This is a genomic window from Paenibacillus motobuensis, assembly GCF_039521865.1.
Lineage (GTDB): Bacteria > Bacillota > Bacilli > Paenibacillales > Paenibacillaceae > Fontibacillus > Fontibacillus motobuensis.
This window is the reverse complement of the sequence record NZ_BAAACX010000014.1, coordinates 15,990-42,944: the sequence shown is the minus strand read 5'-3', so window position 1 is coordinate 42,944 and position 26,955 is coordinate 15,990. Positions and strand designations below refer to the sequence as shown.

The window sequence follows — 26,955 nt, the reverse complement described above, 5'->3', positions numbered from 1 at the left end:
GATTGTATTGTTCTATTCCTGCTACATTGATGTTACTTTCTGCTCGTGGTCCGGCTGCTGCTTTTCCAATAAAATTGTAGCGCTAATCTTGCGCAGATGCATGCGATGAGTACGAACAGTAGAGCCCACACAACCGAAGGAAGGATTGTCATATTGGCCAGATTGGTCGCGTCACCCGCTTGACTAGGGCTAATGATAGATTGCGCCAGCAGGAAGATTGGACCTACGACTGATTCTTCAAGACAGAGAAAGGCCAGCAGCAAGTAATAGAAATTACGAACCCGTTCTCCTAAGAAGTAAATCAGTACATTTAATAGGATGAAAATGAGGAGCCACCATAGCCCATAGCCCGAATGCACAAATAATACAATGGTAATCAAGGCCAGCGAGCTGATCACGATGAGTCCAGCTGCTTGCTTCTGCTTGTAATAGCCGTAGAACATGACGATAGAACATAAGGAGGAAACGATGTAACCAGCAAGGGAGACGGTGATCTGGCTCCAGCCTGGCTGCAATAAGGAATAAGTCACTCCACTATGATCCGGATTAAGCTCAATGCGCAGTACGCTTCCGGACATGATCAACGTCAGCAGGGCATGGCCAAGCTCATGAAACATCGTATCGAGAATACGAAACCAGCCGGAGAACGGAATCAACCTGGTCAGAAATGCAGCGCCTAGCAGAAACAACAATGCCTTAAGCCATTTATTCATAGCGTACTTATTTTTCATAGAGGATCCTTTCATAAGCTTAGATGATTTAAGATAGCAAACAAATACGCGGATACTAATTATTATAAGGGAAAATATGCAAAATGCGACTGGATTTTCGTTATCCCTTCTTCCTAGCAGTATAGAAATCAAGAAGTCACCAAAATGCTAGAATAAGGTCACAATAATAGTAGTCTCCATTCCCGTTGTCCGTTTATAATCGGCGCGTAAGCATTTTAGTCACATCATTCTAAATCAAAGGTGGTTTTGAAATGAGGACAAAAATGGTTAGAAAGCTAATGGCCGCCGTAATGAGCACTTTGCTTCTGACAGTAATGACGATGCCGCTTACCACGCATGCCGCAGCTGCGGATGTCAGCATCAATTGGAATGACGTAAAGCAGGAAATCGACGGTTTTGGTGTCTCCCAGGCTGGATGGTCAGGTGCGATATATGATCTGCAGGAGCCGGCGAGGAGCGAAATTATGGATCTCTTATTTACGCAGGATCAAGGAATCGGATTGTCTATTCTTAGGGGTGCTTTATTCGCCGAATTCAATCCAGCACCGGGTCAATTTGATTTTACCGTAAGACCAGATCAGGTTTGGGTTATGCAGCAAGCCAAGGCAAGAGGTGTCGACAAGCTGGTCGCATCGACATGGAGTCCTCCGGCTTGGATGAAAACCAACAATTCAACGACGCATGGCGGATATCTGAAGCAGGAGAATTACGGCGACTATGCGCTTCTGATGTCCAAATTCATTAAAGAGTACAAACAGCAATTTGATCTTGACTTGTACGCTGTCTCCATCGCCAATGAACCGAATTCAATGACCTTCCTCACCTGGGATTCATCGGAGTGGAACTCAACGAACTTCCAGGTGTTCCTGAAGGATTATTTGAAGCAGGCGATGATTAATGAAGGCGTGTCCCAGACGAAAGTAATCGCCGGTGAATCTTCCTGGTGGTCTGAGGATCTGATCAAGGATTCGTTAAATGATCCTGCTTCGGCCGAGAGACTGGACATCGTTGGTGGACATAACTACCCGATCCCGATCCTGAATTTGGAGCTTCCGACTACGCCGTTCTCCACAGCTGTCTCCAAAGGCAAAAAAGTATGGATGACTGAAGTTTCTAAAGTGGATTCCTATGATCCTAGCATCAACTCCGGTCTCAAATTCGCGAAGCAAACCCATGACTTTATGACGAAGGCGGGGGTCAATGCCTGGATGTATTGGACAGGGGCGATCCCCGGCGACAATGATGAAGGATTGATTAATGTTGATAAAGATACCAGTACTTATAAGATGACGAAGCGCTATTATACACTCGGGAATTTCAGCAAATTTATTAAACCAGGATATGTGCGGATCGGTGCGACCGAGAATCCTAAATCCAATGTATACTTCTCAGCTTACAAAGATCCTGCTACAGATAAGTTCACGATTGTGGCGGTCAATAGCGGTGATGCGACTGCAGAGGTGAATCTGGTTCCGAACGGCTTTACATTTGGGACGTTGACCCCGTACACGACCGATGATCAATTGAATCTGGCCCAGGGGCCTGCTGTAGCGGCTACCAATGGCAAATTCCAGACCATTATCCCAGCCCGTAGCGTCGTAACTTTTGTCGGGCAGAAAGGCTCAGCACCAGCTCCTCAAGAGCAGACACTTGTTGATGAGTTGGACGATTGGTCCAAGACATCCTCCCATACGAGTGGACTTGTGATGGATTCCAGCAATAGCGGTTATTTTAATGGCGATAAATCTCGGGTTAAGCGTCTTAATGGAACGACGGAGAGCTTCGTATATAACCTTCCGAATATCACTTCCTTAAGAGCAGATATGTATCAGTTCAGCGTATGGGATGGCATAGCCTTCTATGTTTCCTCCGACCAGGTGAATTGGACGAAATTGGCTCATGCCAGCACTCCGGGAGTTTATACCGGCAGCCAGTGGTATCAGAAGACCTATTATTCTACAGAGCTTCCACCGCCGGGGACACAATATTTGAAGATCGAATTATCGGGCAGTGATTCTTGGGAGAAGCAGGTGTCCCGGATGACAATTAAATATGCTATGTAGATGTAAGAATATTCATTGAAGAGGGTGTGCATCGTGCATGCTCTCTTTCTCTTTTCTCCAATAAATTAGGAGAGGAACTTAATATTAGTAACGAGAATATTAATGAAGATAGTTGAGATGGGAGGTATAACATTGACTAGAATCGGTTTTGTAAGGCATGGGGTTACTGAATGGAATAAGGAGAGACGGGCACAGGGCCAGTCCGATATTCCGCTCAATGAATCTGGAAGACTTCAGGCACAACTGTTGGCTGAGCGAATGAAGGAAGAAGGATGGGATTGTATTTACTCAAGCGATTTGTCGCGGGCTAAGGAGACAGCAGAAATTGTTGCATCAGTTATCGGACTGCCAGTTTATACGGATCAGCGATTAAGAGAAATGCATAAAGGCAAGACAGAAGGTACGACCTTGGAGGAGAGAATTGCTAGATGGGGAGAGAAATGGGAGAACCTAGAATTAGGGATAGAAGCAGATTCATCTATTTCTAGTCGAGGCACTTCGTTTATTTCTGAGGTCATAGCTCTTTATCCGGGCAGGAATATACTAGTTGTTAGTCACGGGGCATTGATTGCTTTAACAGTTAAAGCCCTCGTCCCTGAGCAGGACATTAACCAGCATATACTTAATACGTCCGTGACTGTATTAGAATGCAATGGAGTCGATTGGAGTTGTGAGCTCTTTAATTGTGCCCAACATTTAACGGGAGTTGCACAGCGTATTCGCTGATCACTGTTGTAGTATTCCTTAAGAATAAATACAGAAGTAGAAGAAATCCGCGCGAAGGCGCGGATTTTTGTGTGCAGCTATGGGTACCTGGCAATAGAAGATTTTAAACCAAGCTACAGAAAAATTTCAACTATACAAATATCACGAAGATCAATAATATTAAAGTGCCAAGTTTTTACTTTTTATTACATAAATATCTTTTTTTATTTTGTTATCCAACACATAGGTTTAGAAGGAAATTTTTCATCCACCCTACAAAAGAATAGCGATGTTAATTGAAAACGATACCAACACTCCGCATGACGACACTTTCATTCAATTCTAATAATACACGATGCCCTTAACCGCGCAATCTTTTTCACTACATTCAAAGATTCATAGAGTACCAGATATAGCTTTGTTAGGAACCTACAGCTTTTAGCCAACTATTTATTTTTTGTCACACAGGCCCGGAGCGAACCTTCGCTCCAATAAAGGGGGTGGTAGTAAATAAATTCAAGGATGAGAGCAGACGATTATTCCTTCATGGCACAGACCGCTGACTGGAACAAGTGACGGTGTACCGGACGGTACGCTAGTAAGGAATTGAACCGCAAACCATCAATAATTAAGGAGTGATCCCATGAATTCGAAATTGTTCAAACGATTAGTGGCGATTGCGGGAGTTGCAGCTTTGGCGCTGACGCTATTTCAGCCTTTTGGGGCAGAGAAGAGTTATGCTGCTGAAGCGCATGTCGACAATCCGTTCCTGGGTGCAACGATGTATGTGAATCCCGATTACGCGGCGCTGATCGATACTTCCATCGCTCAAGTTAGCGACAGCACTTTGAAGGCCAAGATGGAGACCGTTAAATCATATCCAACAGCCGTCTGGCTAGACCGCATCGCGGCGATTAATGGCGGTGCAGAGAATGGCGGACGGAAGAGTCTGGAGCAGACGATGGATGCAATACTAGCTCAGAAGCAAGGAAATACGCCTATCGTTGCTCAATTTGTAATCTACAATTTGCCTGGTCGGGACTGTCACGCCTTGGCTTCCAATGGAGAGCTGCCTTTGACAGCCGCTGGCTTGCAAACTTATAAGACAGATTATATTGACCGAATTGCCGGGATTTTTGCAGATCCGAAATATTCCAGCATCCGTATCGTTGCCATTATCGAGCCTGATTCGCTGCCGAATCTGGTGACGAATCTGAGCGATTCCAGATGTGCTCAAGCGAATTCCAGCAATATTTATCGGGATGCCACACGTTATGCACTCGATAAGCTGCATGCGATTCCTAATGTTTACAATTACATGGACATTGGCCACTCCGGGTGGTTAGGCTGGGACAGCAACCGTCAACCGACGATCGATCTCTTCACCTCGGTTGTTAGTGGGACTGCTGCAGGACTTGCCAGTGTGGACGGATTTATTACGAATACAGCAAATACAACTCCACTTGAGGAGCCGAATCTGCCTGATCCGAATTTGACGATTAATGGCAATCAGATCAAATCAGCAAGTTATTATGAGTGGAATCCATATTTCGATGAAGCTGATTTCACTGCTGCATTGTATTCGGGCTTCGTGGCCAAAGGCTGGCCATCCAGCATTGGCTTCCTGATTGATACATCTCGGAACGGCTGGGGTGGACCGAACCGACCAACTAGCGCAAGCGGTACAACTGTTAATGCATATGTTGATTCCGGACGTGTCGACAAACGTCTTCATCGTGGCAACTGGTGTAATGTCAGCGGTGCCGGTATTGGCCAACCACCGCAAGCTGCACCTGCAGGTTATCCGAACTCGCATCTCGATGCCTTTGTATGGGTGAAGCCGCCAGGTGAATCGGACGGTTCGAGCTCGGAGATTCCGAACAATGAAGGCAAAGGCTTCGATAGAATGTGTGACCCAACTTACACCAATGCCAATGGAACATTGACAGGCGCATTGCCAAATGCTCCCGTATCCGGACACTGGTTCCATAATCAATTCGTAGAGCTGGTCCAAAATGCATATCCGGCGATTCCAACAAGTGGCGGTGGAACACCTACGGTTCCTTCTGCACCAGCAGGATTGACCGCAACAGCAGGAAATGCCCAAGTAACCCTGAGCTGGGCGGCCACAAGCGGAGCAACAGGCTATAACGTGAAGCGAGCAACGACAAGCGGCGGCCCATATACGACAGTAGCGAGCGGAGTAACGGCGACGAGCTATACGAATACGGGGCTGACGAACGGCACGCCGTACTACTACGTCGTTAGTGCAGTGAACAGCGCAGGCGAGAGCGTGAATTCTACGCAGGTGACGGCAACGCCGCAAGCGACAGCGACTGTACCAGCAGCACCAGCAGGATTGACCGCAACAGCGGGGAATGCCCAAGTAACCCTGAGCTGGGCAGCTACAAGCGGAGCGACAGGCTATAACGTGAAGCGGGCAACGACAAGCGGTGGTCCATATACGACAGTAGCGAGCGGAGTAACGGCGACGAGCTATACGAATACGGGTCTGACGAACGGCACGCCGTACTACTATGTCGTCAGTGCAGTGAACAGCGCAGGCGAGAGCACCAATTCCACGCAGGTGACGGCAACGCCAAGCGGTGGTGGAACGGGAACGTCCAATCTGGTTCTTCAATATCGGGTTGGAGACACTAGCGCTACTGACAATCAGATTAAGCCTCAATTGAATATCAAGAATAACGGCACTTCTGCTATAAACTTAAGTGACCTTAAAATTCGCTATTATTTCACGAAGGATAGTAATCAGGACGTTAATGCTTGGATCGATTGGGCCCAAGTAGGCTCAGCTAATATTAATAGTACTTTTGGTACAGCATCGGCTACAAATGCGGACACCTATATTGAGCTGGGCTTTACCGCTGCAGCCGGATCTATTGCAGCAGGAGGGCAGTCGGGGGATATTCAATTTCGGATGTCGAAGGCGGACTGGTCCAATTTTGACGAGAGCAATGATTATTCCTATGACGCCACAAAAACAGCCTACACAGATTGGGATCATGTAACCCTATATCTGAACGGTGTACTGGTCTGGGGAATTGAGCCTTAATGAAGCCTGGACCATCTCATATTCATTCAAGTTCGTTGAATCCATGAAAGATGGTGAGAATGAATGTTCAAAATATTAGCTAAAACTCTCTTGATCGGTTCGCTGGTTGTTGGAGCTATGGGATTAGGCGTAGTGGGTGCCGGAACTCAGCAGGCTAAGGCTGCCGCTAATTATTACCATACATCAGGGAATAAGATCGTCGATTCTGCTGGAAAGCCAGCCGTGTTCAACGGGATTAACTGGTTCGGATTCGAGACAGCGAATTATGCGCCCCATGGCTTGTGGACCAGATCTATGGATGATGTACTCGATCAGATGAAGTCTCACGGCTACAATTTGATCCGTCTTCCATATAGCAACCAGATGTTTGATTCAGGTTCTGCCGCGAACGGGATCGATTATGCGAAGAATCCGGATCTGAACGGTCTAACTCCGATACAGATCATGGATAAGCTGGTTGACAAAGCGGGCGCCCGTGGAATGAAAATATTCCTGGATCGTCATCGCCCCGATTCCAGTGGACAATCCGAGCTTTGGTACACTTCCGCCTATTCGGAGCAACGCTGGATCGATGACTGGAAGATGCTGGCCACTCGTTACAATGGAAATGACACCGTTATCGGTGGAGATCTGCACAATGAGCCACACGGCACAGCCAGCTGGGGGACCGGGAATCAAGCAACAGATTGGAGACTCGCTGCTGAGCGTGCTGGCAATGCGATTCTATCCGTGAATCCGAACTGGCTTATCATTGTAGAAGGGATCGAGAAGAATGTGCAGGGCTTCAGTGACAGCTACTGGTGGGGAGGCAATCTCAAGGGAGTTGCCAACTATCCAGTGAGACTGAACGTTCCGAATCAACTTGTCTATTCCGCCCATGATTATGGTCCTGGCGTCTCTAATCAGACATGGTTCTCAGATCCGTCATTCCCCAATAATATGCCGGGGATTTGGGATGCGTACTGGGGATATATCAGCAAACAGAACATCGCTCCGGTCATCGTCGGTGAATTTGGCGGTCGCGGTGTTGATCTGACTAGTGTCGAAGGCAAATGGCAGAACAAACTGGTAGATTATATCGGTGCGAACAATCTTTACTGGACTTATTGGTGCTTGAACCCGAATTCCGGGGATACGGGGGGGCTCCTGCTGGATGACTGGACTACGTGGAATGCACCGAAGCAGACGATGCTGGATAAGATTATGCAGCCGCTAAGTGGTGGAGGCGGGGGAACGACCGTACCTGCCGCTCCGACCGGATTGACGGCTACGGCAGGTGATGCCAAGGTGAATCTCAGTTGGTCGGCTTCTGCTGGAGCGAGCACTTATCATGTGAAGAGAGCAACGGCGAGCGGCGGCCCATACACGACTGTGGCTGCAGGAGTTACAGGTACGTCTTATACCGACCAGGGGCTGACGAACGGAACCGTGTATTACTATGCAGTTAGTGCTGCAAATTCCGCAGGTGAAAGTGCAAATTCAGCTGCTGTATCTGCTACGCCAACAGGAGGAGGATCTACTCCTATTGGCAATCTAGTTGTACAATATCGAGCTGGTGATATTAACGCAACAGATAACCAGATTAAGCCTTTCTTCAATATTAAGAACAACGGGACAACAGCTGTAAACTTAAGTGATCTCAAGCTTCGATATTATTTCTCGAAGGATGGCTCACAGAGCATGGAGTCCTGGATCGATTGGGCGTCCATCGGAGTAGCTAACATTCAACGGACCTTTAACGACACTTATGTTGAACTCAGCTTTACTTCTGCAGCAGGCTCAATCCAGGCAGGAGGCCAGACGGGAGAAATTCAGCTGCGAATGGCCAAGTCGGATTGGTCGAACTTCGATGAGACGAATGACTATTCCTTTGATCCAACCAAGACAGCCTTTGCTGATTGGAATAAGGTAACCTTGTATCAGAATGGCACGTTGGTATGGGGAGTAGAGCCTTAAGAGGAATAATATTGAATTGGGAAAGGGACCGCTTCGGCGGTTCTTTTCTTTGTATTTTATAGCCCCAATTTATATGTCAGGTTAAATAAGTCAATTTCATTATATAGGGTGATTCTCAAAATATGGAATGCATGATATAACTGAAAAGAGTGTTGAAATCTGATAGTTAAGGATCGAATCGCAAAATATGTCGGTTCGGTATGAAAACAATGCGGAGGTGCGTGAAAAATATGGAATTGAGTCCGTCGGAATATGTAGTGAAGGAACGAATACCGGCCAATCTATTTAAAAGTGTTGAAGCGGTCGGGGGGAGATTAACAATTACCAATGAAAGGCTGCTGTTCACTCCGCATATGATCAACATTCAGACAGAACCTATTGAGATCAATATGGCTGACATAGTCGGAGTCGAGAAGCGGAACACGATGGGGCTAGTACCTAATGGCATCAAGATCACGAATCGCTATGGTAGTGAATTCAAGTTTGTCGTATACAAAAGGGCTCAATTGATTGAACTTATTAATCAGTACAGGGTTTACGGAATGTCACCAGATTCTAATAAGATCTTATAAAGATTTATAATAACTATTTTAGGAGGAGTGTATAATGAGTCAAAATCCGATTAAAACAGTGCATTTGGAAGAGAAGAAATTCGTCGGGTTCCCCGTCACTTCCAGCTTTTCATTCCATGATCCTAACCGGATAGAGGAGGCAAAACGTCAGTTCCTTGAGCGCAAGCATGAGATCAGAGATATTGTCAATCCTGAAGTATACGTGTGCCCACACTTTGCCTCAGAGGTATTGTTTACTTATTTCTACTGTATGGAAGTTAGTACACTTGAGGATATACCGGAAGGGATGATCGGTTTCACGATTCCAGCGCGTAATTATGTGACAACGAGATCGGATACTGACCCCTATGAAGTACTCCATACCTACATCAAAGACAATCAAATCGATCATAATCCAACAGCTCTTGCTTTGGAAATATATCAATTTGCTGATCCCGAATGGCCGGGAAAAGTCGATGTGTTTGTTCCGATTAAGGAAGTATAGTCGAAGATACGGATATTTCTCTATCATACAAATGTCGGAGGTTAGGCGTATGCCGCACGTACGAGTTCAAGATTTGCAGATGTTTTACGAGAAGCTCGGTACAGGAAAACCGATCATTTTTTTACATAGCAGCTATTCACGGGGGATTCTGGCTTTTGCCAGCCAACTGCTCGATTTCCAAAAGAGTTACACTTGTTATTATCCCGACTTAAGAGGACATGGCCGGACACGTTGCGAGAGTATGGATTGGAATTCTCCCATATTGGCTGAAGATATCATTAATTTCATGGATGTGCTTCATATTCCTAAGGCCCATCTGATTGGCTATAGCTTAGGAGCGAATGTAGCGCTGTATTGTGCTGTTAAGCACCCGGAGCGGGTTGCCTCCATAGTTACGATTGGAACAAGCGGCTTTGCTGAACCCGCCGGTGTCGAGGAGTTCGAGCCGGAGTGGCTGGCCCGGCACGGACAGCAAGAGCTGATCGAACAAATGCTCGAAAGACATGAAGAAGCGCACCGAGGAAATTGGCAGGAATTTATGCGTCAATCGGCCCATGAATGGCGTTATTATCCACAGTTGACGGAGGAGCAGTTAAGCGGGATTCGCTGCCCATCCTTGTTCATTACTGGTGAACATGATCCTTTTGCAGGAGAAGAGAAGATTCGGAAGTTAAGCTCGCTCGTTCAAGAGTCGCAGTATCTGGTGATCTCCGATTGCAGCCATAGGCCACACACAGTTAAAGAGAAGCCGGTGCTCGTTAATGATTCGATCCTTCAGTTTCTTAGTCGAACTTCAATCTAAGCTTGTCAGAGCTATTTCTTATATTAGGTTAGAAGGTGGGGTACATATGGACCTAGGGCAAAGAAAGCGTTGGAACGAGAATCACAAGCAATTAACGAGCCTGATCTTCGCGGAGGAAAAGCATTCGCAGGCAGTTGAGCTTTTTCTGAATCAGCACGCTCTTTTACATTCTTCACAAATGAACCATTCGAGTGTAACGACGTTAGAAGATCATTTATTAGACCAGATGGCGGAGCATACATTTCGCACTTATCCTGTGAAAGTGCCGGGTACGAAGAACTCCATTGCCTGGCATTTATGGCATATCACCAGAATCGAGGATATGACAATGAATGTCCTTCTGAACGATGTGGATCAAGTCTTCGAAATGGGGAATTGGAAAGATAGGCTGCAGGTGAATTATATCCACACTGGGAACGGGATGACGGAGGAAGAAGTTGCTGATTTGAGTTCGAAAATAAATCTTTCTGCATTGCTAGCGTATCGGCTTGAAGTTGGGCACAGGACTCGTGAGATCGCAGCCTCTATGCTGCCTGGACAGTTCAACCAGAAGGTTGACCCGAACAGAATCAAGAAGCTGAATGATAATGGTGCTGTTAAGCAGGAAGAATCATGGCTGCTTGAATATTGGGGTAATAAAAGGCTAGGTGGTTTAATTCTGATGCCTGCGACCCGACATATTTTTCTGCATTTGAATAAAGCGGTGCGGATAAAAGAGAAACTGCAAAAACACAATGAACTTGGATGAAGAATGGTTAGGAAATGGATCTGCCGCTAGTAGTGAATATGTATAAAAAGACGCTTCTACCTGATAATATCGTGGTTTAGAAGCGTCTATACGCATTTACATACTACTGCTCGAGACTAAGTTCTCAGCAATCTGCGAATACGTCCGAGAATCCCACAAATCCCATGGAAATTGGGACGGGGGGGAGGAGACAAGGTCGACAGGCTCCTTGGTTACTGGATGAGGGAATCCAACGTACAGCGACCAGAGTGCGATTTGCTGGCCTGGCTTGTTAATATGTGCTCCGTATTTCTGATCACCATATAACGGACAGCCAAGCTGATTCATTTGCACGCGGATTTGGTGTGGACGCCCGGTGTGCAGCTCGATTTGTACCAACGCCAGCTCGTGCTCAGCTGAAACGCCAAGCACATGATAATCGAGAATTGCCTCCTTGCTGCCAGGCGTCCCCTTGGCCACGACGGATACCGTATTGGTCCGCTCATCCTTCAGCAGCGTGTCGATCAGGCGTCCAAGCTGCTGCGGTGGCTGTCCATGAACGATGGCAACGTAGGACTTCGCGAATTTCCGGGTACGCACAGCATCTGAGAGGCGCGAGGCAGCCTTGGACGTCTTCGCGAAGATCATGGCACCGCCGACTGGACGATCCAGTCGGTGGACAAGGCCTAGATATACATTCCCGGGCTTATTATATCTCTCCTTAATATCTGCTCTCAGCAGATTTAATAAGTCCGGATCTCCGCTAGCATCCTCTTGGGTCGGTATGTTCACAGGCTTCTCAATGCCGAGCAGATGATTGTCCTCATACAAAATTTTCATTGCTGGATGTCCCGTCGTCCAAGACAATGCAGGCTCCATCATTATTCCTCCCAGCGGCCTAGAATACCGCAAGGCAGATTCATGCCGGACTTCGTAATCGGGAGACCGAGCTCACCAGCAGAGATACGTCCGCCGTACCGCTTCTTCACAGTCATCGTTAAAATGTTGTTCAGTACCGTTGGTGAAATTCCTGTTGTATAGGAATTAATCAGGAAGAACAACGGCTTATCCGACAGGATCGACAAGCAGGATTCCACGAACGGATACAGGCTCTGTTCCAGCTTCCACGTCTCCCCCGATGGTCCCCTGCCGTAAGAAGGGGGGTCCATGATGATCGCATCGTAACGATTGCCGCGCCGCTGTTCGCGTTGCACGAACTTGAATACATCGTCCGTAATGAAACGGACAGGACGATCGCCGAGTCCAGATAGAGCGAGATTCTCCTTGGCCCATTGCACCATTCCCTTTGCCGCATCGACATGCACGACAGAAGCGCCAGCAGATGCGCAAGCGACGGAAGCGCCGCCGGTATAGGCGAACAGATTAAGTACATTAATCGGGCGCTTCGCATTGGAGATCTTGTCCATCATCCAGCGCCAGTTGGCAGCTTGCTCCGGGAAGAGACCCGTATGCTTGAAGCTAGTCGGTTTAATATAAAATTTGAGCTGATCAAAAGAAATCGTCCAGCGTTCAGGAATCGGCTTCTTCATCTCCCAGCTGCCCCCGCCGGAAGAACTGCGGTGATAGTGTCCGTGCACATCCCGCCATGTCTTATCCTCGTTAGCGATCGGCCAGATAATTTGCGGATCTGGACGGCGCAGAATTACGTCGCCCCAACGCTCCAACTTCTCTCCATTTCCTGTATCGATAACTTCATAGTCATTCCATTCATTAGAAACGTACATTTACTATAATCCATCCTTCCAAGACAAGGTAGTTCATTGAATTCCCGATCACCAGTAGACCTCCGGGACGATTCATTCGGTAGTTATTGTACCTTATTTAATGGTCTCCATGCTACTGATTGACGAATCTTGACCGAACCATAAATAATTATAACCGACTTAGGACTGTGAAATGACCCATAACTATGATAATCTTTACAAAAAAATGCTTCCTGCATGACAGATTGGAGAGAACGCCGAAATGCTTCGAGATTTTTTTTCATATTATCGTCCTTATAAGAATCTGTTCCTGTTAGACTTCACCTGCGCTGTCGTCGCAGGGCTGTTGGAGCTGGGATTCCCGATTGCAGTCAACCAATTCGTGGACAAGCTGCTTCCCGGCAAGGACTGGTCGCTAATCGCGATGGCCTGTGCCGCGCTGCTCGGAATATATATTTTGAACACGGTATTGAACTATATTGTTACTTACTGGGGACACATGCTAGGGGTTAACATCGAGACGGATATGCGTAAGAACATGTTCGAGCACTTACAGAAGCTGAGCTTCAAATTCTATGACAATCACAAGACCGGTCACCTAATGTCCCGCTTATCGAATGATCTCGATAATATCGGGGAGGTCGCTCATCACGGGCCGGAGGATGTATTTATCGCGGGTATGACCTTGGTCGGTTCATTTCTGCTTATGCTATCGATCAATTGGAAGCTGGCTGTGTTGACCTTCTTAGTTGTGCCCGTTCTCGTCTGGGCTGCACTGCATTTCAATCGGCAGATGACGAAAACCTATCGTGGGCTGTTCGGGGCGCTGGCGGATTTTAACTCTCGAGTTGAAGAGAACATTGGCGGCATTCGTGTCGTTCAGGCTTTTGCCAATGAAGAGCATGAGAAGAAGCTGTTCGCCGAGAACAACGGTCTATACCGTCGTACGAAGCTACGCGCCTATAAGATCATGGCCGGTAGCTTCTCGGTTAACTATATGCTGATGCGGCTTGTCTCTTTATTCGTCATGATTTGCGGGACCTGGTTCGTTATTCGCGGCGAGCTGTCCTATGGGGAATTCGTCGGATTCCTGCTTCTGGCTAACGTCTTCGTTCGACCGATCGAGAAGATCAATGCGATCATTGAAAGTTATCCGAAAGGGATTGCCGGATTCAAGCGCTATATGGAGATTATGAATACGGAGCCAGATGTAGCGGATAGAACGGACGCATTGGAAGCGGGTCAGTTAAAGGGAGATATCGCCTTCCAGAATGTGAGCTTTGGTTACGACGGCAAAGACAGAGTGTTGAACCATATTAGTCTGAATATTCACGCTGGGGAGACCATCGCCTTTGTCGGTCCTTCCGGTGCCGGTAAGACAACCTTGTGCAGTCTACTGCCACGGTTCTATGAGGTGGATGGGGGCCGGATTACAGTTGATGGCACAGACATCCGAGATGTTACCCTATCTTCATTACGCCGCAACATCGGGATCGTCCAGCAAGACGTGTATTTATTCTCCGGCAGTATCCGCGAGAATATTGCTTACGGTAAACTAGGGGCCAGTGACGAAGAGATTTGGACGGCGGCGCGCCGCGCCCAGCTTGAGGATTTCATTGAAGCACAACCCGAGGGAATGAATACTGTAATTGGTGAGCGTGGCGTCAAGCTCTCTGGCGGACAGAAGCAGCGTCTGGCTATTGCCCGTATGTTCCTGAAGAATCCTCCAATTCTGATCCTGGACGAGGCCACCTCGGCACTGGATACAGAGACGGAGCTGGCGATCCAGCAATCTCTTGCCGAATTATCGGAAGGGAGAACTACGCTCGTGATTGCGCATCGACTGGCAACGATCAAAAATGCCGATCGCATCGTTGTTGTAACGGAAGAGGGCATATCAGAGCAGGGGCGTCACCAGGAGCTCGTGACCGCAGGCGGCCATTACAGCCGCCTGCACCAGGCACAATTTGGCGCTATTTAAGTTCGATCATAAGTAAAATAGTCCTGTGCGCAGCGCAACTGAAACCCGGCTGTCTCATAGAGCTTCATGGCAGCCGGGTTCTCTATGGCTACATCCAGCCATATGCTGTGTCCGGCGGCATGCTCACGAGCGATAACTTGCTCTAGAACAGCACGTCCGATCCCTTCGCCTCTATAACGGGAGTGGATGACAAAGCCATAGATCCAGCTTCGGTCTTCTAGCCTCGTGACGCGAACTTTGCCGACGGTCTGGCCATCTGCAATGATCAGTTCGTTCTCGGCCATGTCCTTCGGGCTCAACCGGATATAATCCTGAAGCGTCTGTTCATAGTCACACTGAAAGCCGTCAGCGTCCAGCTGACTGAGCGATTCCGCATCTTCCGGTGTGGCAGGACGAAGCGATATGCCTGGCCGCACATTGCTGAGTTTATTCTCCGCCACAACATATTGCATCTGGTATTCGGTGAAGGAATAGCGACAGCTGACAGTCTTCAGGAAAGCTTGGCCTGAGGCAGATGCCGCAGGCGTATTCAGCAAGATGGAAGAGTACCTTACGGCTTCTTCTCTAGTAATTCCACTTTGCAGCAATCTTGTGAAAATCCCTTGTCTTCGATAATCAGGATGTACCATCCCGCAAATCTCCATATTTCCGCCGATGATATACTTGCCTAAGAAGGCAATGAGCCGTCCATCCCGATATTCTGTGAGGTGATGGCTGTTGTCTTCTTCCGGATTAAGCAGCATATCCCAATTCAGCTTGAGGCTGATCTGATCATTTTGTTCACAGATCACCTGCAGCTCTTGCAATTCATCTACATTTAGTCTCAACATATGTATCTACCATCCTTTGCTAGTATTCTAGTAAAGGAATAAAGAAATAGCAACGGAAAGGATCCGTGTTTTTCGTTCTTCTGCAGAATATATCAAATTCTTGACAAAATCATCACAGCAGAGTAGCTTGGGATTATTATACAAAAAACGGGGAGAGGCAGGGTGGAGCTATGGAGAAGAATGTTGTAGAGATGAAGGATGTTAGCTGGCGGCGTGAAGGGAAGACGGTGCTGCAGCAAATCGATTGGAACGTACGGGAAGGAGAGCACTGGGCTTTATTTGGCCTGAATGGCTCAGGCAAGACCACGCTTCTAAATTTACTTTGCGGCTACATCTGGCCGACAACCGGACAGATCAGTGTACTTGGTCATAAATTTGGTGAGATAGATCTAAGAGAATTACGTAAGTCAATCGGATGGGTCAGCTCTTCGCTGCAAGAACGGCTGCACGGTAATGAGAAGGCACAAAATCTCGTTGTAAGTGGCAAATTCGCCTCAATCGGTCTTTATGATAAGCCTACGGAGGCTGATTTCGGGCAGGCAGCCGCCCTCATGGAGCAATTACGCTGTGGACATCTCATGGATAGAACATACCAAACCTGTTCTCAAGGTGAGAAGCAGAAGCTGTTGATTGCCAGAGCTTTGATGGCGGCACCGCGTCTGCTTATTCTTGATGAAGCCGCAAATGGGCTTGACTTTATATCGAAGGAAGGCCTGCTTGACAGTATCAGTGAGCTGGCGAAGCAACCTGATGCCCCAAGCATGATTTATGTGACACACCATACGGAGGAAATTTTACCGATCTTCTCCCATTCCTTATTGATTCGGCGTGGGGAGATCTTCGCCCAGGGCAAGACACAGGAGGTACTGAATGGTGAACGATTGTCCGAGTTCTTCGAGATTCCGGTTGATCTCAATTGGAATCAAGGACGGGCCTGGCTGTCGCGGAAATAAACTCTGTTGCAAATTTTGCTACTTTTTCCAGGGTGCAACGTACTATTAGTAATGTGGCAAGATATGAATAGACGGAGGGATGTCAATGGAGGCGGGAACAAACCCTGGATCAAAGAAGACAGTCAAGCTGCGTGGATTATCAGGCCTTATTATCACGGTTATCGTTGTTGGAATTATAGGAATGGGCAGTTTCACTCAGGTAGAATTCGGCCATGTTGGGTTGTATAAGACATTTGGGAAATTGAATAGCGAGGTGTTGTCCCCAGGGATCCACTTCAAGATTCCGTTCATTCAGTCGGTCATTCAAGTGAACACCCAGGTGACCAAGGCGGAGACGGATACAACGGCCTCCTCGAAGGATTTACAGCCCGTGTCGACACATGTTGCCGTCAACTATTCAGTGAATAAGGAATCGGCCTACAATCTAATGAATAATATCGGCGGGTCCTTCGACACGATCATTATTAACCCGGCCGTACAGGAGATTGTAAAAGAGGTCACTGCGAGATATCAGGCCGAGGATCTGATTGCCAAGCGGGATGTTGTTGCTGGAGAGATTAGCGAGCTGCTGACAGCCCGCCTCGCGAAGTATGATCTTATCGTCAATGAGATTAACATCGTCGACTTTAAATTTTCCGATGCTTTCAATCAGTCTATTGAAGCGAAGCAGGTAGCTCAGCAACAGGCACTCAAAGCCAGCAATGATCTGAAGCGGGTTGAGATAGAGGCCAAACAGAAGGTTGCCCAGGCTGAGGCCGAGGCGGAGTCTCTTAAGCTGAAGAAGCAGGAAGTTACGCCAGAGCTCATCGAATTGAAGCAGATCGAAGTTCAAGAGAAGGCGCTGGAGAAATGGGATGGGAAGCTTCCATCTGTAACAGGAGGAGCAACGCCATTCATCGATATTCAATCGTTAACTAACAAATAACCTACATTTGTATAATTTCAAAATGCCGCCCTCTTTGGGCGGCATTTTTATGTTTGCTGCTGCTCAGGCTTAGAGGAACGACTACGAATCAGATAGGCGATCCAATAGATGATAGGAATTAGAATCTCACACACGATTAGCAATCCGGGCAATTTGAAGGAATGTAGATCATTCAGTTCGGTCTGAGTCCTGATTATAATCATGGATAGTATCGTTATGAAGGCGGTCAGTGACAGTGTAAAAGGTCGATGATCCTTGACCTTAGTGAGCTGTGAAATGCAGAACGTAGTCATGAAGACCGTGAAGCATATTTTGACAAATAAGCTCGTTAGCCACAGGATGATCAGAATCGGGTCACCTGTTTGCAGGAATGAACCGGTCGAAATGAAGGTCGTTATTTCTAGATCGGGGTACGACAAATTTGCCGTGATCTCGGGTCCGAAGGCGGACATTACAATGAATAGATGCGATAAATTCATAAAGACTGAGAGTAAAATCGCCGCCAGTATCGTTTTATGCGCTTTTTTCGGAGTTTTTATATAAGGCATTAATAGGAACAGGAAAGATATTTCGCCGAATAAGGCGATGTTTAAAAAAATCCCATTCCCCAAATGGGCGGGTTCAAGATGCGTAAAGAAGGCCGGTAATATCGCTACCTGTAGCTCACCGGCAGCCAGAAACGGAAGAATAAAATAGGACAGGGCACTAAGTAGAAAAATGCCCTGTGCAGCCCGGAATATCGTAAACACCCCGGAATAGACAGCATAAGCTATAGCCAGACTGAAGGTGAGGAGAACAGCCCAGGATGGCGTGCCGATTAAATACTCTGTGAGCAGGAAGTTTGACATTTGTCTTATGTTGATCGCGCTAAGCATGATATTGGCAAATATTATTAAAATCATAAAAAATGTATGCAGCCATTTACCGACCAGTTCATGCCCGTATTCGACAGCAAATTCATCTGGTCTGGCCCTGCTTACTTTCAAGGCAGGGTAGATCAGCAGCCAGGCCAGAAGTGGGCCTATTAGTGAGGCAAGGAGAGAGGAATATTTGCTGGTATCAGCCAGAGTGTTTTCAATAAAGGCTGCGAAAGTCGTATACATGGACATACTGTACAACGTAAAAATCTGCAGTGAAGTAATTTTCTTCATTTTCGCTGCTCCTTTTCTAGGCTATTTTCTTCCCGGCTTTATAATGATGTGATTTTCAATGTAGTCTAACACCGTGTAAAGGTTGTACGTCTCCTTGAATGCGTACTGCAGTTCAATCAGGATCAGTAGAAGGATTGTTATCGATAGACCGATAATTCTTTTCTTCAGACTTGCCTTTAGGCTACGCAGTTTGAACCAGTCAAAGATGATAATCAGAACAAACACGAATCCGATCCAGCCCATATCCTCCCTCCGCAGCTCAATTTTCTCTCTATCGTTCTATAGAGCGATAGTAAGTCCCCGTATGATTTAATGTAATATCTACATCGATTTCGATCTTCAGTTGATCGGCATAATAGTCATCCCATTGATGCTGTATCTGTCTCCATGCCTTCGGATAACGCCAGTCCAAGTAGTCGCTGAGCCGGAAAGCATCGCATTTTATCTGTTTCGTAGATTGAAATGTTTGATGCATAAGTTGTGCCAGGTCTTTATTTAATGTTTCCCGCAGTTTGATCAACACCTCACTATTCTTGATATCAAGATTCGAGTTGGATGAGAAGATATACGCGCTTCCCTGGCTCTTGACCTGAAAGCTGATTTGATTGTTTTTGAGTATAGGCTTTATCTTTGTTTTAATATTAGTAATTCTAAATGTGATTTCTTTATTGTCCGTTGGTGATTTGATAGAAGATATAGAATCATTAATTTGTGATGTGATCCAGAGAGCACCCCTAAGCTCATCAGAGTTTAGATGGCGACCGGCGATCATTTTGCCATTCTTGAACAATGCAGCCCCGTCCGGTCTAGCCCAGAGATGTTTGTCCGGATTTACAACATCGCTATTTAGACGCTCTTTGAAGCTGAGCCGTGGTATTAGAATATCCCCGCTCTTATTCTTGGACATTAAGAAGTCCTTGACCGTTGTATTGAGTGTTAGATGTTCGTCAATAAACTTGGTGAGGACCGTTGATATGAAGCGTTCTCCTACTGCAGGAGAATTTTTAATATCCTCGACCGTATCCTCGGTTACGAATAAATTGGCGCTAATATGGAAATTAGGTTGCCGACTAACTAGATCAATAACTGGATCCATCCCTTGCTCGGCGAAGCGACTACCAACGACAATGACTCGGGTCTGGCCGAAGAAGATATCCCTCGTTGTGTCTAATTGAAGATCCCGCAAGATTTGTCCCATCTCTTTACCTTTTTTGGAAATGAAGGTGAACGGCTCTCCGCCACCCTTGCTTTGGCCCCCGGTCTGGCTCGGGACCATCTGATTAGGGAGAGGAATGCCGAATGAGACTTCCAAATTGCCATCCTTCAATAGATCGACAGTCATAATCGTAGGGAAAACCCTATTACTCAATTCAGTGGATGACCAGCATCCGCTCAACATAAGCACTAACCATAGTAGTGGCACACTAAAGCATAGCCTAGCTGGCCATTTCTTCATTCATTCTCACCCTCTGGCTTGGCCCATCCACGGGCATTCTTTGAAACTCTGTGGCGATTGTTAGAGGTTAGGGGAGAGCGGGTACGCATAGATGTCCAAGGCAGTCTTATTAACGTATCGCTCTGATCTTCCTCAATAAACGGCGTCAATGGAGATAGATAAGGAATTCCAAATGACTTGAGATTGACCAGGTGAATGTAGATAAAGATCAGAGCACAGGCAATTCCGTAAAGTCCGAACATGGATGCCAGAATCATGGTAGGGAATCGCAGTACCCTAATTGCAATTCCAAGATCATAGTGCGGGATAATGAAGGAGGCGATGCCAGTTAACGAGACGATAATTACCATAGCAGCTGATACAATCCCGGCTTGTACCGCAGCCGTGCCGATAATGAGCGCTCCGATAATAGACACCGCCTGACCGATCGATTTCGGGATACGAATCGAAGCTTCCCGCAATGCCTCAAAGGCGATCTCCATCATGAACGCTTCATAGATAACCGGAAAGGGTACAATCTCCCGGGAGGAAGCGATCGTAACCAGTAGAGGAAAGGGGATCATCTGCGGATGAAATGTAGCGATGGCAATGTATAAAGACGGCAGCAGCAAGGAGACAAACAAGAAGAAATAACGGATCAGTCGAATCATAGAACCGGCGATGAACCACATATTATAATCGTCCGGCGATTGCATCAACATAGACATAGTAACCGGTGCAAGCAGGCAGACAGGAGTTCCTTCCATCATAATCGCTATCCTTCCCTCCAGCAGAGAGGCGCTAACGGTATCCGGTCTTTCCGTATATTCAATCTGAGGGAACGGAGAATATGGGTTGTCCTTAAGGAACTCTTCTATGTAAAATGTCCCTACGATCCCATCTATCTCAATATAGGATAATCTGCGTTTCAGTTCGACTACGAGCTCTGGCTTGCATACACCCTCTATATAACTGATGATTATTTTTGTGTGGGTCTTCTTGCCGATAATAACGCTCTCTGTCTTGAGGGCCGGTGACTTCAAATGACGACGCATTAAGGTTAGATTGGTTGGCAGATCCTCGATGAAAGATTCCCTTGAACCGCGGATAATGGACTCATTCGGTGTCTCCTCGATGGAACGAGTCGGATAAGAGGCCACTTCAAAATTGATCATACGGTTATCACCATCGATGAGCAGGGAGGCGCAGGAACTAAGGATATGGGTTAGGCATTCGTTCAGATCGGAAGTAATAGTATAGTGCGAGACAGACAGGGACCTGCGTTCAAATAGAGTCTTGTACACATTTGAAGAGTCCGATGTATCAGCTAATAGATCGTGCAATATGAAGTGTTGAAGTGAGTTCTGGTCTATCATTCCATTGAGATAGATAATGGCACAGCCCTCGCCGGAGGATAATTCAAATTCCCGAAAAATAACGTCCGAGCAATTGTTAAATTGCTGCTTGAACCAGTCCAGACGTGGTTTGAGGCGCTTGTCGGTCGTCTTTAGGGCGGGCAATTCTGTACGTGGAGGTTGTCCGCTTTTGGAAGGTGATGATTTTGGATTGCGATCATGAACGCGTCTTTTGCGTCCCCAGGGCCACATGTTAACATCTCCTTTCAACCAAAATAATTTCCGTTCAGACTATAAGGTTCGCGAATAGAGGAAGTTTTATGCAAATGAATCTTAAGTACTATTTAGAGAAAGCGCTTTTTATTCGATATTAATAGTGCAAAGTATCGTGATTATTGTGATTCAGTTACATACACCTATACGTAATAGATCCGTCAGACTAAGAAGGCCTAAATTTGTCGAGAGGAGGCTGAATATTTATGAAAATGCATATTACCGATCTCAAGGACGGGGACCGGTTACAATCCGATTTGTTCAATCGTGCCGGGCTCCACGTATTAGCGAAGGGAACGAGCGTACATAAAGAAGAAATTGCTCTTCTGTACAGGCAGAGCATCGACTATATCGATATCGAGCCAAGGGTGGATTCAACCGCTCTATTCGGGCTTGATCGCAGCGGATTCTCCAGCCGATTGCAAGAGAACTTCGAGCTCACGATCAAGGGGTACCAGTCGATCTTCCTGGAGGCGTTGACTACCGGGAAGTTCAATCAAGCAATGGTGGATGACAAGCTTCAGCCCATGCTTGAGGTGATAGACGAGAAGAAGGATGTCGTGTCCTTGTTGATTTATTTCGGGCAAGATGACGTCAATATTTATAATCATTCCTTACAAGTAGGACTCTTGTCTTATTACATCGCATATTGGTTAGGTTATTCTAAGCAAGAGTGTGTAGCTGTCAGTAAAGCGGGATATTTGCATGATATAGGCAAGAGCAGGGTACCACAGGAAATTCGCAATCAGTCCCATCCTTTGAACGATCAGGAGAAGGTGGAGCTTCGAAAACATACGAGATACGGTTATGAGATTATCCGGGATTCGATGTCTGATGAACGGATCGCCTTGGCGGCTTTGCAGCATCATGAAAGAGATGATGGATCTGGACATCCGCACGGATTATACAAAGATCAAATTCATCCGTATGCTCAAATCGTGGCGGTAGCGAATGCTTACGTTGATATGACCGCCCCGGATGAGAACGGCAACAAGCTTGCGTTATTGACGGTGCTTCGGAAAATATATGAACTTGGTTTCGGTGTATTGAATGAACGCGTAGTTCAAGTACTGACCCGTAATCTGATGCCCAACTTTATTGGTAAGAAGGTACGACTCAGCAACGGGGAGATCGCAACCATTGTATGGACGAACCCTTCGGATATCTTCAGACCGTTAGTTCAATCCGAGCAGAATTTTTACGATTTATCGACGGAACGGAATATCGAGATTACAGATGTTTTTATGTAATTTACAACATCAAGGCCGCTGCCGGAATTTCCCGGTCAGCGGCCTTGATGTTGTTTATAGGGTTTCAGCTCCATATTTTTAGATGAAGCTGCTCAGTTTAATTCCGCAGTTTGTGTGGCTTGCGTGATACCAAGCTGACCAACTCGAGCAGCAGCACAGGCAGAGATATGTTTGTCGGATAAGCCAGGTATCGGGGCTCCCATCGGGGCGAAAATTTCTCTTTATAGTTCCTGAGGCCAGTAAATCCGTAAAGACTCTCGCCATGCTCGAACAGAATATGCGCGAGCTTCTCTTCCCGCATCGCTGCGCGACTCTTGCCAACACTAGCTAACGGAGCCATCCCAAGATTGAAGCAAGAATAGCCTTGTTCCCTAGCGAATTCGAACAGACTGATGAACAGTTGATCCATGGTTCCATTTGGAACTTCAGGAAGATGGCGCATGAGGTCCACGGACAAAGTAACGTCATGGTCGTAGACAGGAGCGATGGAAGCGAAGGCGATAACCTTATTTTCTTGATCGGTAATCAGAGCAAGCGGAGCGAGTTGTAAGTAATTCTCATCGAACCAGCCGATCGAGAATCCTTTTTCTTTTTTCCCTCGAAGCCATTGATCTGAAATATATTTCAACCTCTCCATCAGCTTCTCTTGATGGGGAGGAGATGCAATCTCGAACCGGAAGCCCTCTCGTTCGAAGCGGTTGTGAACCGCTCTGAGAGCAGCATTTCGCTTGCCGCTCAAGGTGAAGCTGCTCAAGTCAACTAGCGCTTCTTCGCCCAGCTTGAAGAAGCGGTACCCATTCTCATGGTAGAGCGGTAAATAGTCAGGAGTCGTCTGATAGAACACAGTCTCTAATGCATATTGGTCAGCATAGTTCTGAAATTGCTGGATAGCTTCGCTAACCATTTCCCTTGGCCCTAGCGGATCTCCCAATACGACAAGCTTGTTATGAATCTTCGCATAAGGGATCAGAACCTGATTGTCTATCGCCCAGAAGAAGCTCTTATCTCCCGCAAATAACATATGGGTAAGCATATTACCAGGATAGCGCTCTAGGAAATCACTTAATTTAGCACGATCTGTATTACTAATGCTAGGCATATTCAGCTGCTTTGGACGAAGTAAGTAATAAAGGGTTAGCAGAAGCCAAGCAAGAAGCAGCCCACTCACTGCCGAGAGAATGAATGCACTAGATCCGAGCAGCTTTGGCGCATGCTCGCCGACGTGAAAATGAAAAGGCTTCTTTAGAAAAGGGCGTGTACTGGCCCCGATGAAGTAATAAACTCCAGTAATACATGCCGTCATGATCATCCAACCGATGATATGATATTTTCTTAGGGGAACCGACAATCTGTAGAATTGTTGTCTGGACATCCAAAGTAAGAGTGCGATGAGCAGTAGAATGATGGCCTCTTCATAATCAAATGCCTTGGCAAAAGTAAAGATAGCACCGGTACAAAGCAGGAGCAGTGTCCAGGAATAAGCGCGTTTGACGCGCAGTGATATTCCCCTCGACAGCACAATCAGCATAATGCCGATGACGATGCTGAGCTGATGGGATAATCGCATAATCGGTAATGAAAGAATATTCTCTATATAATGAAACCGGTATAGAAGGGCGGGAGTAGCCGCCGATAGAATCAACAGCGCACCCGCGATGAACACAAGCTTGCTTAATGACCAGGCGCTGACTTCTCCGATGAAACCGAGAGGGCCAGGCCAACTGCGGAGCTTCAGCCATGTATTTGTGACATTTGCCGCCTCACCGCTCTCATCCAATGACTTCTTTGCAGGCGACATTTGTGAAGATTCATTAGATACAGGAGAAGTGCCTTTCTTACGATCCCGTGAAAACTCGAAGGCCGCCATAATAAGGCCGATCAACCAAGGCAGAATGTAATACAGGAGTCTGAACAGAATAAGTACAACTGCGCTTTTTTCAGGAGAATGCCCCAGCAGTTGAAGTCCAAGGAGGGCCGTCAGATCGAACCCGCCAATCCCGCTAGGCGCCATACTGATCATACCGGCAATTGCTGCTAATATGTATATCCCGAAGATAGCACTAAAGGATAGATTCGGGAAAAAAGCTCTGCAAATGAACCAGAAAGTGAGCCCTGCGAACAACCACTCCATGAAAGAGACGGTAATGACCGAGGAGATCGTTCGCCACTGCATTTGTCCACGGTCGCGATTGAACCATTTAGAGAACAGCGTCGTTCGCTGTAGAAGTACAAATAACGGCAAATATAAAGCGGAACCCCATACTGCATATATGAGCCAGTGATGAACCTCTGTAATTTGACGGGCAGGGAAGACAGCAAAAATATTGAACCAGGCAAGCAAAGATAATCCGGTAAACGGGATGGTCGATAGGAAACCAACAGCAGCGGCAATTGTGGAGTACGAAGTTCCGCGGCTGCGTAGCAGCGCAGTCCTGATACCTGCTCCGGTCAGACCAGCGAAGCCTAGCAGGTTGCTGGAGGTATTCGCGATCCATCCATATCTGAAAGTCTGCCAGCGGCTTAGTGGAAGCTGGAAATGGCGTCTGATTAACAGGTCATATAGGGTCATGATCGAGACTGCGATGAGGGAGAAGCAGAATAAGAACAATAATGTCTCTGGGTGAATATGGCGTAGGTAGTACAAGGTTTTGCCCCAATGAATCGTGCGGAATTCCTTTTGCCCTTCCCAATATACGAGACCGATGATAACGATCGGAGGAATGAGCCGAAGTACTTTAATTTGATACAGGGTGGAGATCCATTTTTTTATCTGTAATCTATCGATGAGACTTCGAATGCGCTGCATATTGAATAAGCTCCCCTATGACATAAGTAATTATATTATGGTGTCCGGTGAAAGAATATGTCAAACATTGCCGTCACACCGATCATAATAGGCGTTGCTATGGATGGATCCAATAGGCAACTTTACCAGTGTCATTCATCTCTTCTGGGCATATTCTGAATTATAATGAATCGACAAATGTATCTTCGAACATGAAAGGATCCTGAAATTCTTGGTATGAAATGATATAATGGGGTATCGGATATACACTTGGATTTATACCAATGAGGTGGAACTATTTGTAGTAAATTACTTCAAGTCGGTCGTCTGGACATTCCTAGAGTGGCTGCTATAATGGCCCAAGCTTTTGCTAAGGATGACCCGCTATATCAGTATATTTTGCCGAATGAGAAGTCAAGATTGCAAGTGCTGAATATATTTTTCCAGCATTATATCGAGATGCTGTACCCCTATTCCGACCTAGTGACAACCTCGGATCGCTATGAAGCGGTAGCCCTGATCTTCCATTCGGAACTGGAGCCGAAGACATGGCGTTCAAAAGTGAGCTATTGGAGTGAAATCGCTAGGGCTATAGGTAAATCTTTGCCGATCTGCCGCTATATAGGGCTTCGAGGGTTCGTACGCGGCATATCGATTCTTCGCCAAATGGACTCTACCTGGCTGTCAATGCTTGGAGGACATAAATATTTACATCTGGATATGTTAGCCGTTCAGGAACAGTATCAGGGGCAAGGCTATGTTTCGCAGATTGTTGGACCTCTATTGAAGAAATGCCAGGAGGAAAAGGCGATATGCTCACTGGAGACACAGACGGAGAGCAATCTGCCGATGTATGAGCATTATAATTACCATATTGTCAAGACAATTCCATTGCCGGGAAGTTCATTGCAGCAGTATTGTCTGCTGCATTATTGATGTAATTGTAAACGGCTCTGCTTCTAAAGCTTTCGCACAGTAAATATCATAAGAAAGAGCATTTTCGACTTGACGGAGGATGCTCTTTATTATTCTTATGTTTACTTATAATGACATTTATTGGGAAGTTCTGGCCGTATCAATTCTGAATATATTGTATCTGTTATATGGAATTTATCTGGTTTACATATTGTTAAAGCGCAAGAGGACAGCAATTCATGCTACTGGGCACATAAGTCAATAG

The 26,955-nt window shown here is 46.5% G+C and carries 22 protein-coding genes; 13 read left to right on the top strand and 9 right to left on the bottom strand.

All coding sequences use genetic code 11. The annotated features are described in order from the left end of the window. Positions 1 to 32 precede the first annotated feature (32 nt). Positions 33 to 713: a M50 family metallopeptidase gene (locus ABD014_RS15725; RefSeq protein WP_343862847.1), complete on the bottom strand. Its 681-nt coding sequence runs from the start codon at positions 711 to 713 to the stop codon at positions 33 to 35. Positions 714 to 982: 269 nt separating this feature from the next. Here ABD014_RS15725 and ABD014_RS15720 point away from each other — a divergent pair, with 269 nt between their 5' ends. From ABD014_RS15720 to ABD014_RS15685, 8 genes are all read left to right on the top strand, one after another. Next, complete coding sequence (locus ABD014_RS15720) at positions 983 to 2,794, top strand: glycoside hydrolase family 30 protein (protein ID WP_343862779.1); 1,812 nt, start codon at positions 983 to 985, stop codon at positions 2,792 to 2,794. Positions 2,795 to 2,926: 132 nt separating this feature from the next. Beyond that, positions 2,927 to 3,520 (top strand): histidine phosphatase family protein, encoded by a 594-nt coding sequence (locus ABD014_RS15715; RefSeq protein ID WP_343862777.1) that lies wholly within the window; start codon positions 2,927 to 2,929, stop codon positions 3,518 to 3,520. Between the two features lie 622 nt (positions 3,521 to 4,142). Further along, positions 4,143 to 6,572 carry a glycoside hydrolase family 6 protein gene (locus tag ABD014_RS15710; protein ID WP_343862775.1) on the top strand — a complete coding sequence of 810 codons (2,430 nt, stop codon included), beginning with the start codon at positions 4,143 to 4,145 and terminating at the stop codon, positions 6,570 to 6,572. A 63-nt stretch (positions 6,573 to 6,635) separates the two neighbouring features. Beyond that, positions 6,636 to 8,528, top strand: a complete 1,893-nt coding sequence (locus tag ABD014_RS15705; RefSeq protein ID WP_343862772.1) for a cellulase family glycosylhydrolase — start codon at positions 6,636 to 6,638, stop codon at positions 8,526 to 8,528. A gap of 230 nt (positions 8,529 to 8,758) precedes the next feature. Continuing rightward, on the top strand, positions 8,759 to 9,100 hold the full coding sequence (locus tag ABD014_RS15700; RefSeq protein WP_343862770.1) for a GRAM domain-containing protein: 342 nt from the start codon (positions 8,759 to 8,761) through the stop codon (positions 9,098 to 9,100). Positions 9,101 to 9,134: 34 nt separating this feature from the next. Then, positions 9,135 to 9,584, top strand: coding sequence for a GyrI-like domain-containing protein (locus tag ABD014_RS15695; protein WP_343862768.1), 450 nt, complete (start codon positions 9,135 to 9,137; stop codon positions 9,582 to 9,584). Positions 9,585 to 9,633: 49 nt separating this feature from the next. Next, positions 9,634 to 10,386: an alpha/beta fold hydrolase gene (locus ABD014_RS15690; protein WP_343862766.1), complete on the top strand. Its 753-nt coding sequence runs from the start codon at positions 9,634 to 9,636 to the stop codon at positions 10,384 to 10,386. Between the two features lie 46 nt (positions 10,387 to 10,432). Then, entirely contained in the window at positions 10,433 to 11,134 is a 702-nt protein-coding gene (locus tag ABD014_RS15685; protein ID WP_343862764.1) for a DinB family protein, read from the top strand. 96 nt (positions 11,135 to 11,230) lie between these two features. Here the strand turns inward: ABD014_RS15685 and ABD014_RS15680 are convergent, their stop codons facing one another. Continuing rightward, positions 11,231 to 11,995: an RluA family pseudouridine synthase gene (locus tag ABD014_RS15680; RefSeq protein ID WP_379341005.1), complete on the bottom strand. Its 765-nt coding sequence runs from the start codon at positions 11,993 to 11,995 to the stop codon at positions 11,231 to 11,233. Then, positions 11,995 to 12,858 (bottom strand): class I SAM-dependent methyltransferase, encoded by an 864-nt coding sequence (locus ABD014_RS15675; RefSeq protein ID WP_343862762.1) that lies wholly within the window; start codon positions 12,856 to 12,858, stop codon positions 11,995 to 11,997. Before ABD014_RS15675 ends, ABD014_RS15680 begins: the two co-directional genes overlap by 1 nt. A gap of 241 nt (positions 12,859 to 13,099) precedes the next feature. Between ABD014_RS15675 and ABD014_RS15670 the strand changes: the two genes are divergently transcribed. Then, positions 13,100 to 14,818: an ABC transporter ATP-binding protein gene (locus ABD014_RS15670; protein ID WP_343862760.1), complete on the top strand. Its 1,719-nt coding sequence runs from the start codon at positions 13,100 to 13,102 to the stop codon at positions 14,816 to 14,818. Here ABD014_RS15670 and ABD014_RS15665 read toward each other — a convergent pair. After that, positions 14,815 to 15,648, bottom strand: a complete 834-nt coding sequence (locus tag ABD014_RS15665; RefSeq protein ID WP_343862757.1) for a GNAT family N-acetyltransferase — start codon at positions 15,646 to 15,648, stop codon at positions 14,815 to 14,817. The genes ABD014_RS15670 and ABD014_RS15665 overlap by 4 nt on opposite strands. A gap of 170 nt (positions 15,649 to 15,818) precedes the next feature. Between ABD014_RS15665 and ABD014_RS15660 the strand changes: the two genes are divergently transcribed. Together ABD014_RS15660 and ABD014_RS15655 are read left to right on the top strand one after the other, a co-directional pair. Next, a complete protein-coding gene (locus ABD014_RS15660; RefSeq protein ID WP_343862755.1) occupies positions 15,819 to 16,601 on the top strand; it encodes an ABC transporter ATP-binding protein in 783 nt (260 codons plus the stop codon). 85 nt (positions 16,602 to 16,686) lie between these two features. Further along, positions 16,687 to 17,526: a prohibitin family protein gene (locus ABD014_RS15655; RefSeq protein ID WP_343862753.1), complete on the top strand. Its 840-nt coding sequence runs from the start codon at positions 16,687 to 16,689 to the stop codon at positions 17,524 to 17,526. Positions 17,527 to 17,573: 47 nt separating this feature from the next. Here the strand turns inward: ABD014_RS15655 and ABD014_RS15650 are convergent, their stop codons facing one another. The 4 genes from ABD014_RS15650 to ABD014_RS15635 are packed head-to-tail and all read right to left on the bottom strand — an operon-like array spanning position 17,574 to position 21,719. Beyond that, the gene (locus ABD014_RS15650) at positions 17,574 to 18,677 is read right to left on the bottom strand and encodes a GerAB/ArcD/ProY family transporter (protein ID WP_343862751.1); all 1,104 of its coding nucleotides are present in this window, start codon (positions 18,675 to 18,677) and stop codon (positions 17,574 to 17,576) included. Between the two features lie 21 nt (positions 18,678 to 18,698). Next, entirely contained in the window at positions 18,699 to 18,920 is a 222-nt protein-coding gene (locus tag ABD014_RS15645) for a hypothetical protein (protein ID WP_343862749.1), read from the bottom strand. A gap of 28 nt (positions 18,921 to 18,948) precedes the next feature. Beyond that, positions 18,949 to 20,133, bottom strand: a complete 1,185-nt coding sequence (locus ABD014_RS15640; protein ID WP_343862747.1) for a Ger(x)C family spore germination protein — start codon at positions 20,131 to 20,133, stop codon at positions 18,949 to 18,951. Further along, positions 20,130 to 21,719, bottom strand: a complete 1,590-nt coding sequence (locus ABD014_RS15635; protein WP_343862745.1) for a spore germination protein — start codon at positions 21,717 to 21,719, stop codon at positions 20,130 to 20,132. The genes ABD014_RS15640 and ABD014_RS15635 overlap by 4 nt, the downstream gene beginning before the upstream one ends. A gap of 227 nt (positions 21,720 to 21,946) precedes the next feature. On the opposite strand from ABD014_RS15635, the gene ABD014_RS15630 reads away from it, so the two are divergent. Further along, positions 21,947 to 22,990, top strand: a complete 1,044-nt coding sequence (locus ABD014_RS15630) for an HD-GYP domain-containing protein (protein WP_343862743.1) — start codon at positions 21,947 to 21,949, stop codon at positions 22,988 to 22,990. Positions 22,991 to 23,087: 97 nt separating this feature from the next. Here the strand turns inward: ABD014_RS15630 and mprF are convergent, their stop codons facing one another. Then, positions 23,088 to 25,796, bottom strand: a complete 2,709-nt coding sequence (mprF, locus tag ABD014_RS15625) for a bifunctional lysylphosphatidylglycerol flippase/synthetase MprF (RefSeq protein WP_343862741.1) — start codon at positions 25,794 to 25,796, stop codon at positions 23,088 to 23,090. Positions 25,797 to 26,129: 333 nt separating this feature from the next. Between mprF and ABD014_RS15620 the strand changes: the two genes are divergently transcribed. Then, positions 26,130 to 26,711 (top strand): GNAT family N-acetyltransferase, encoded by a 582-nt coding sequence (locus ABD014_RS15620; protein ID WP_343862739.1) that lies wholly within the window; start codon positions 26,130 to 26,132, stop codon positions 26,709 to 26,711. The last annotated feature ends 244 nt before the right edge of the window (positions 26,712 to 26,955 follow it).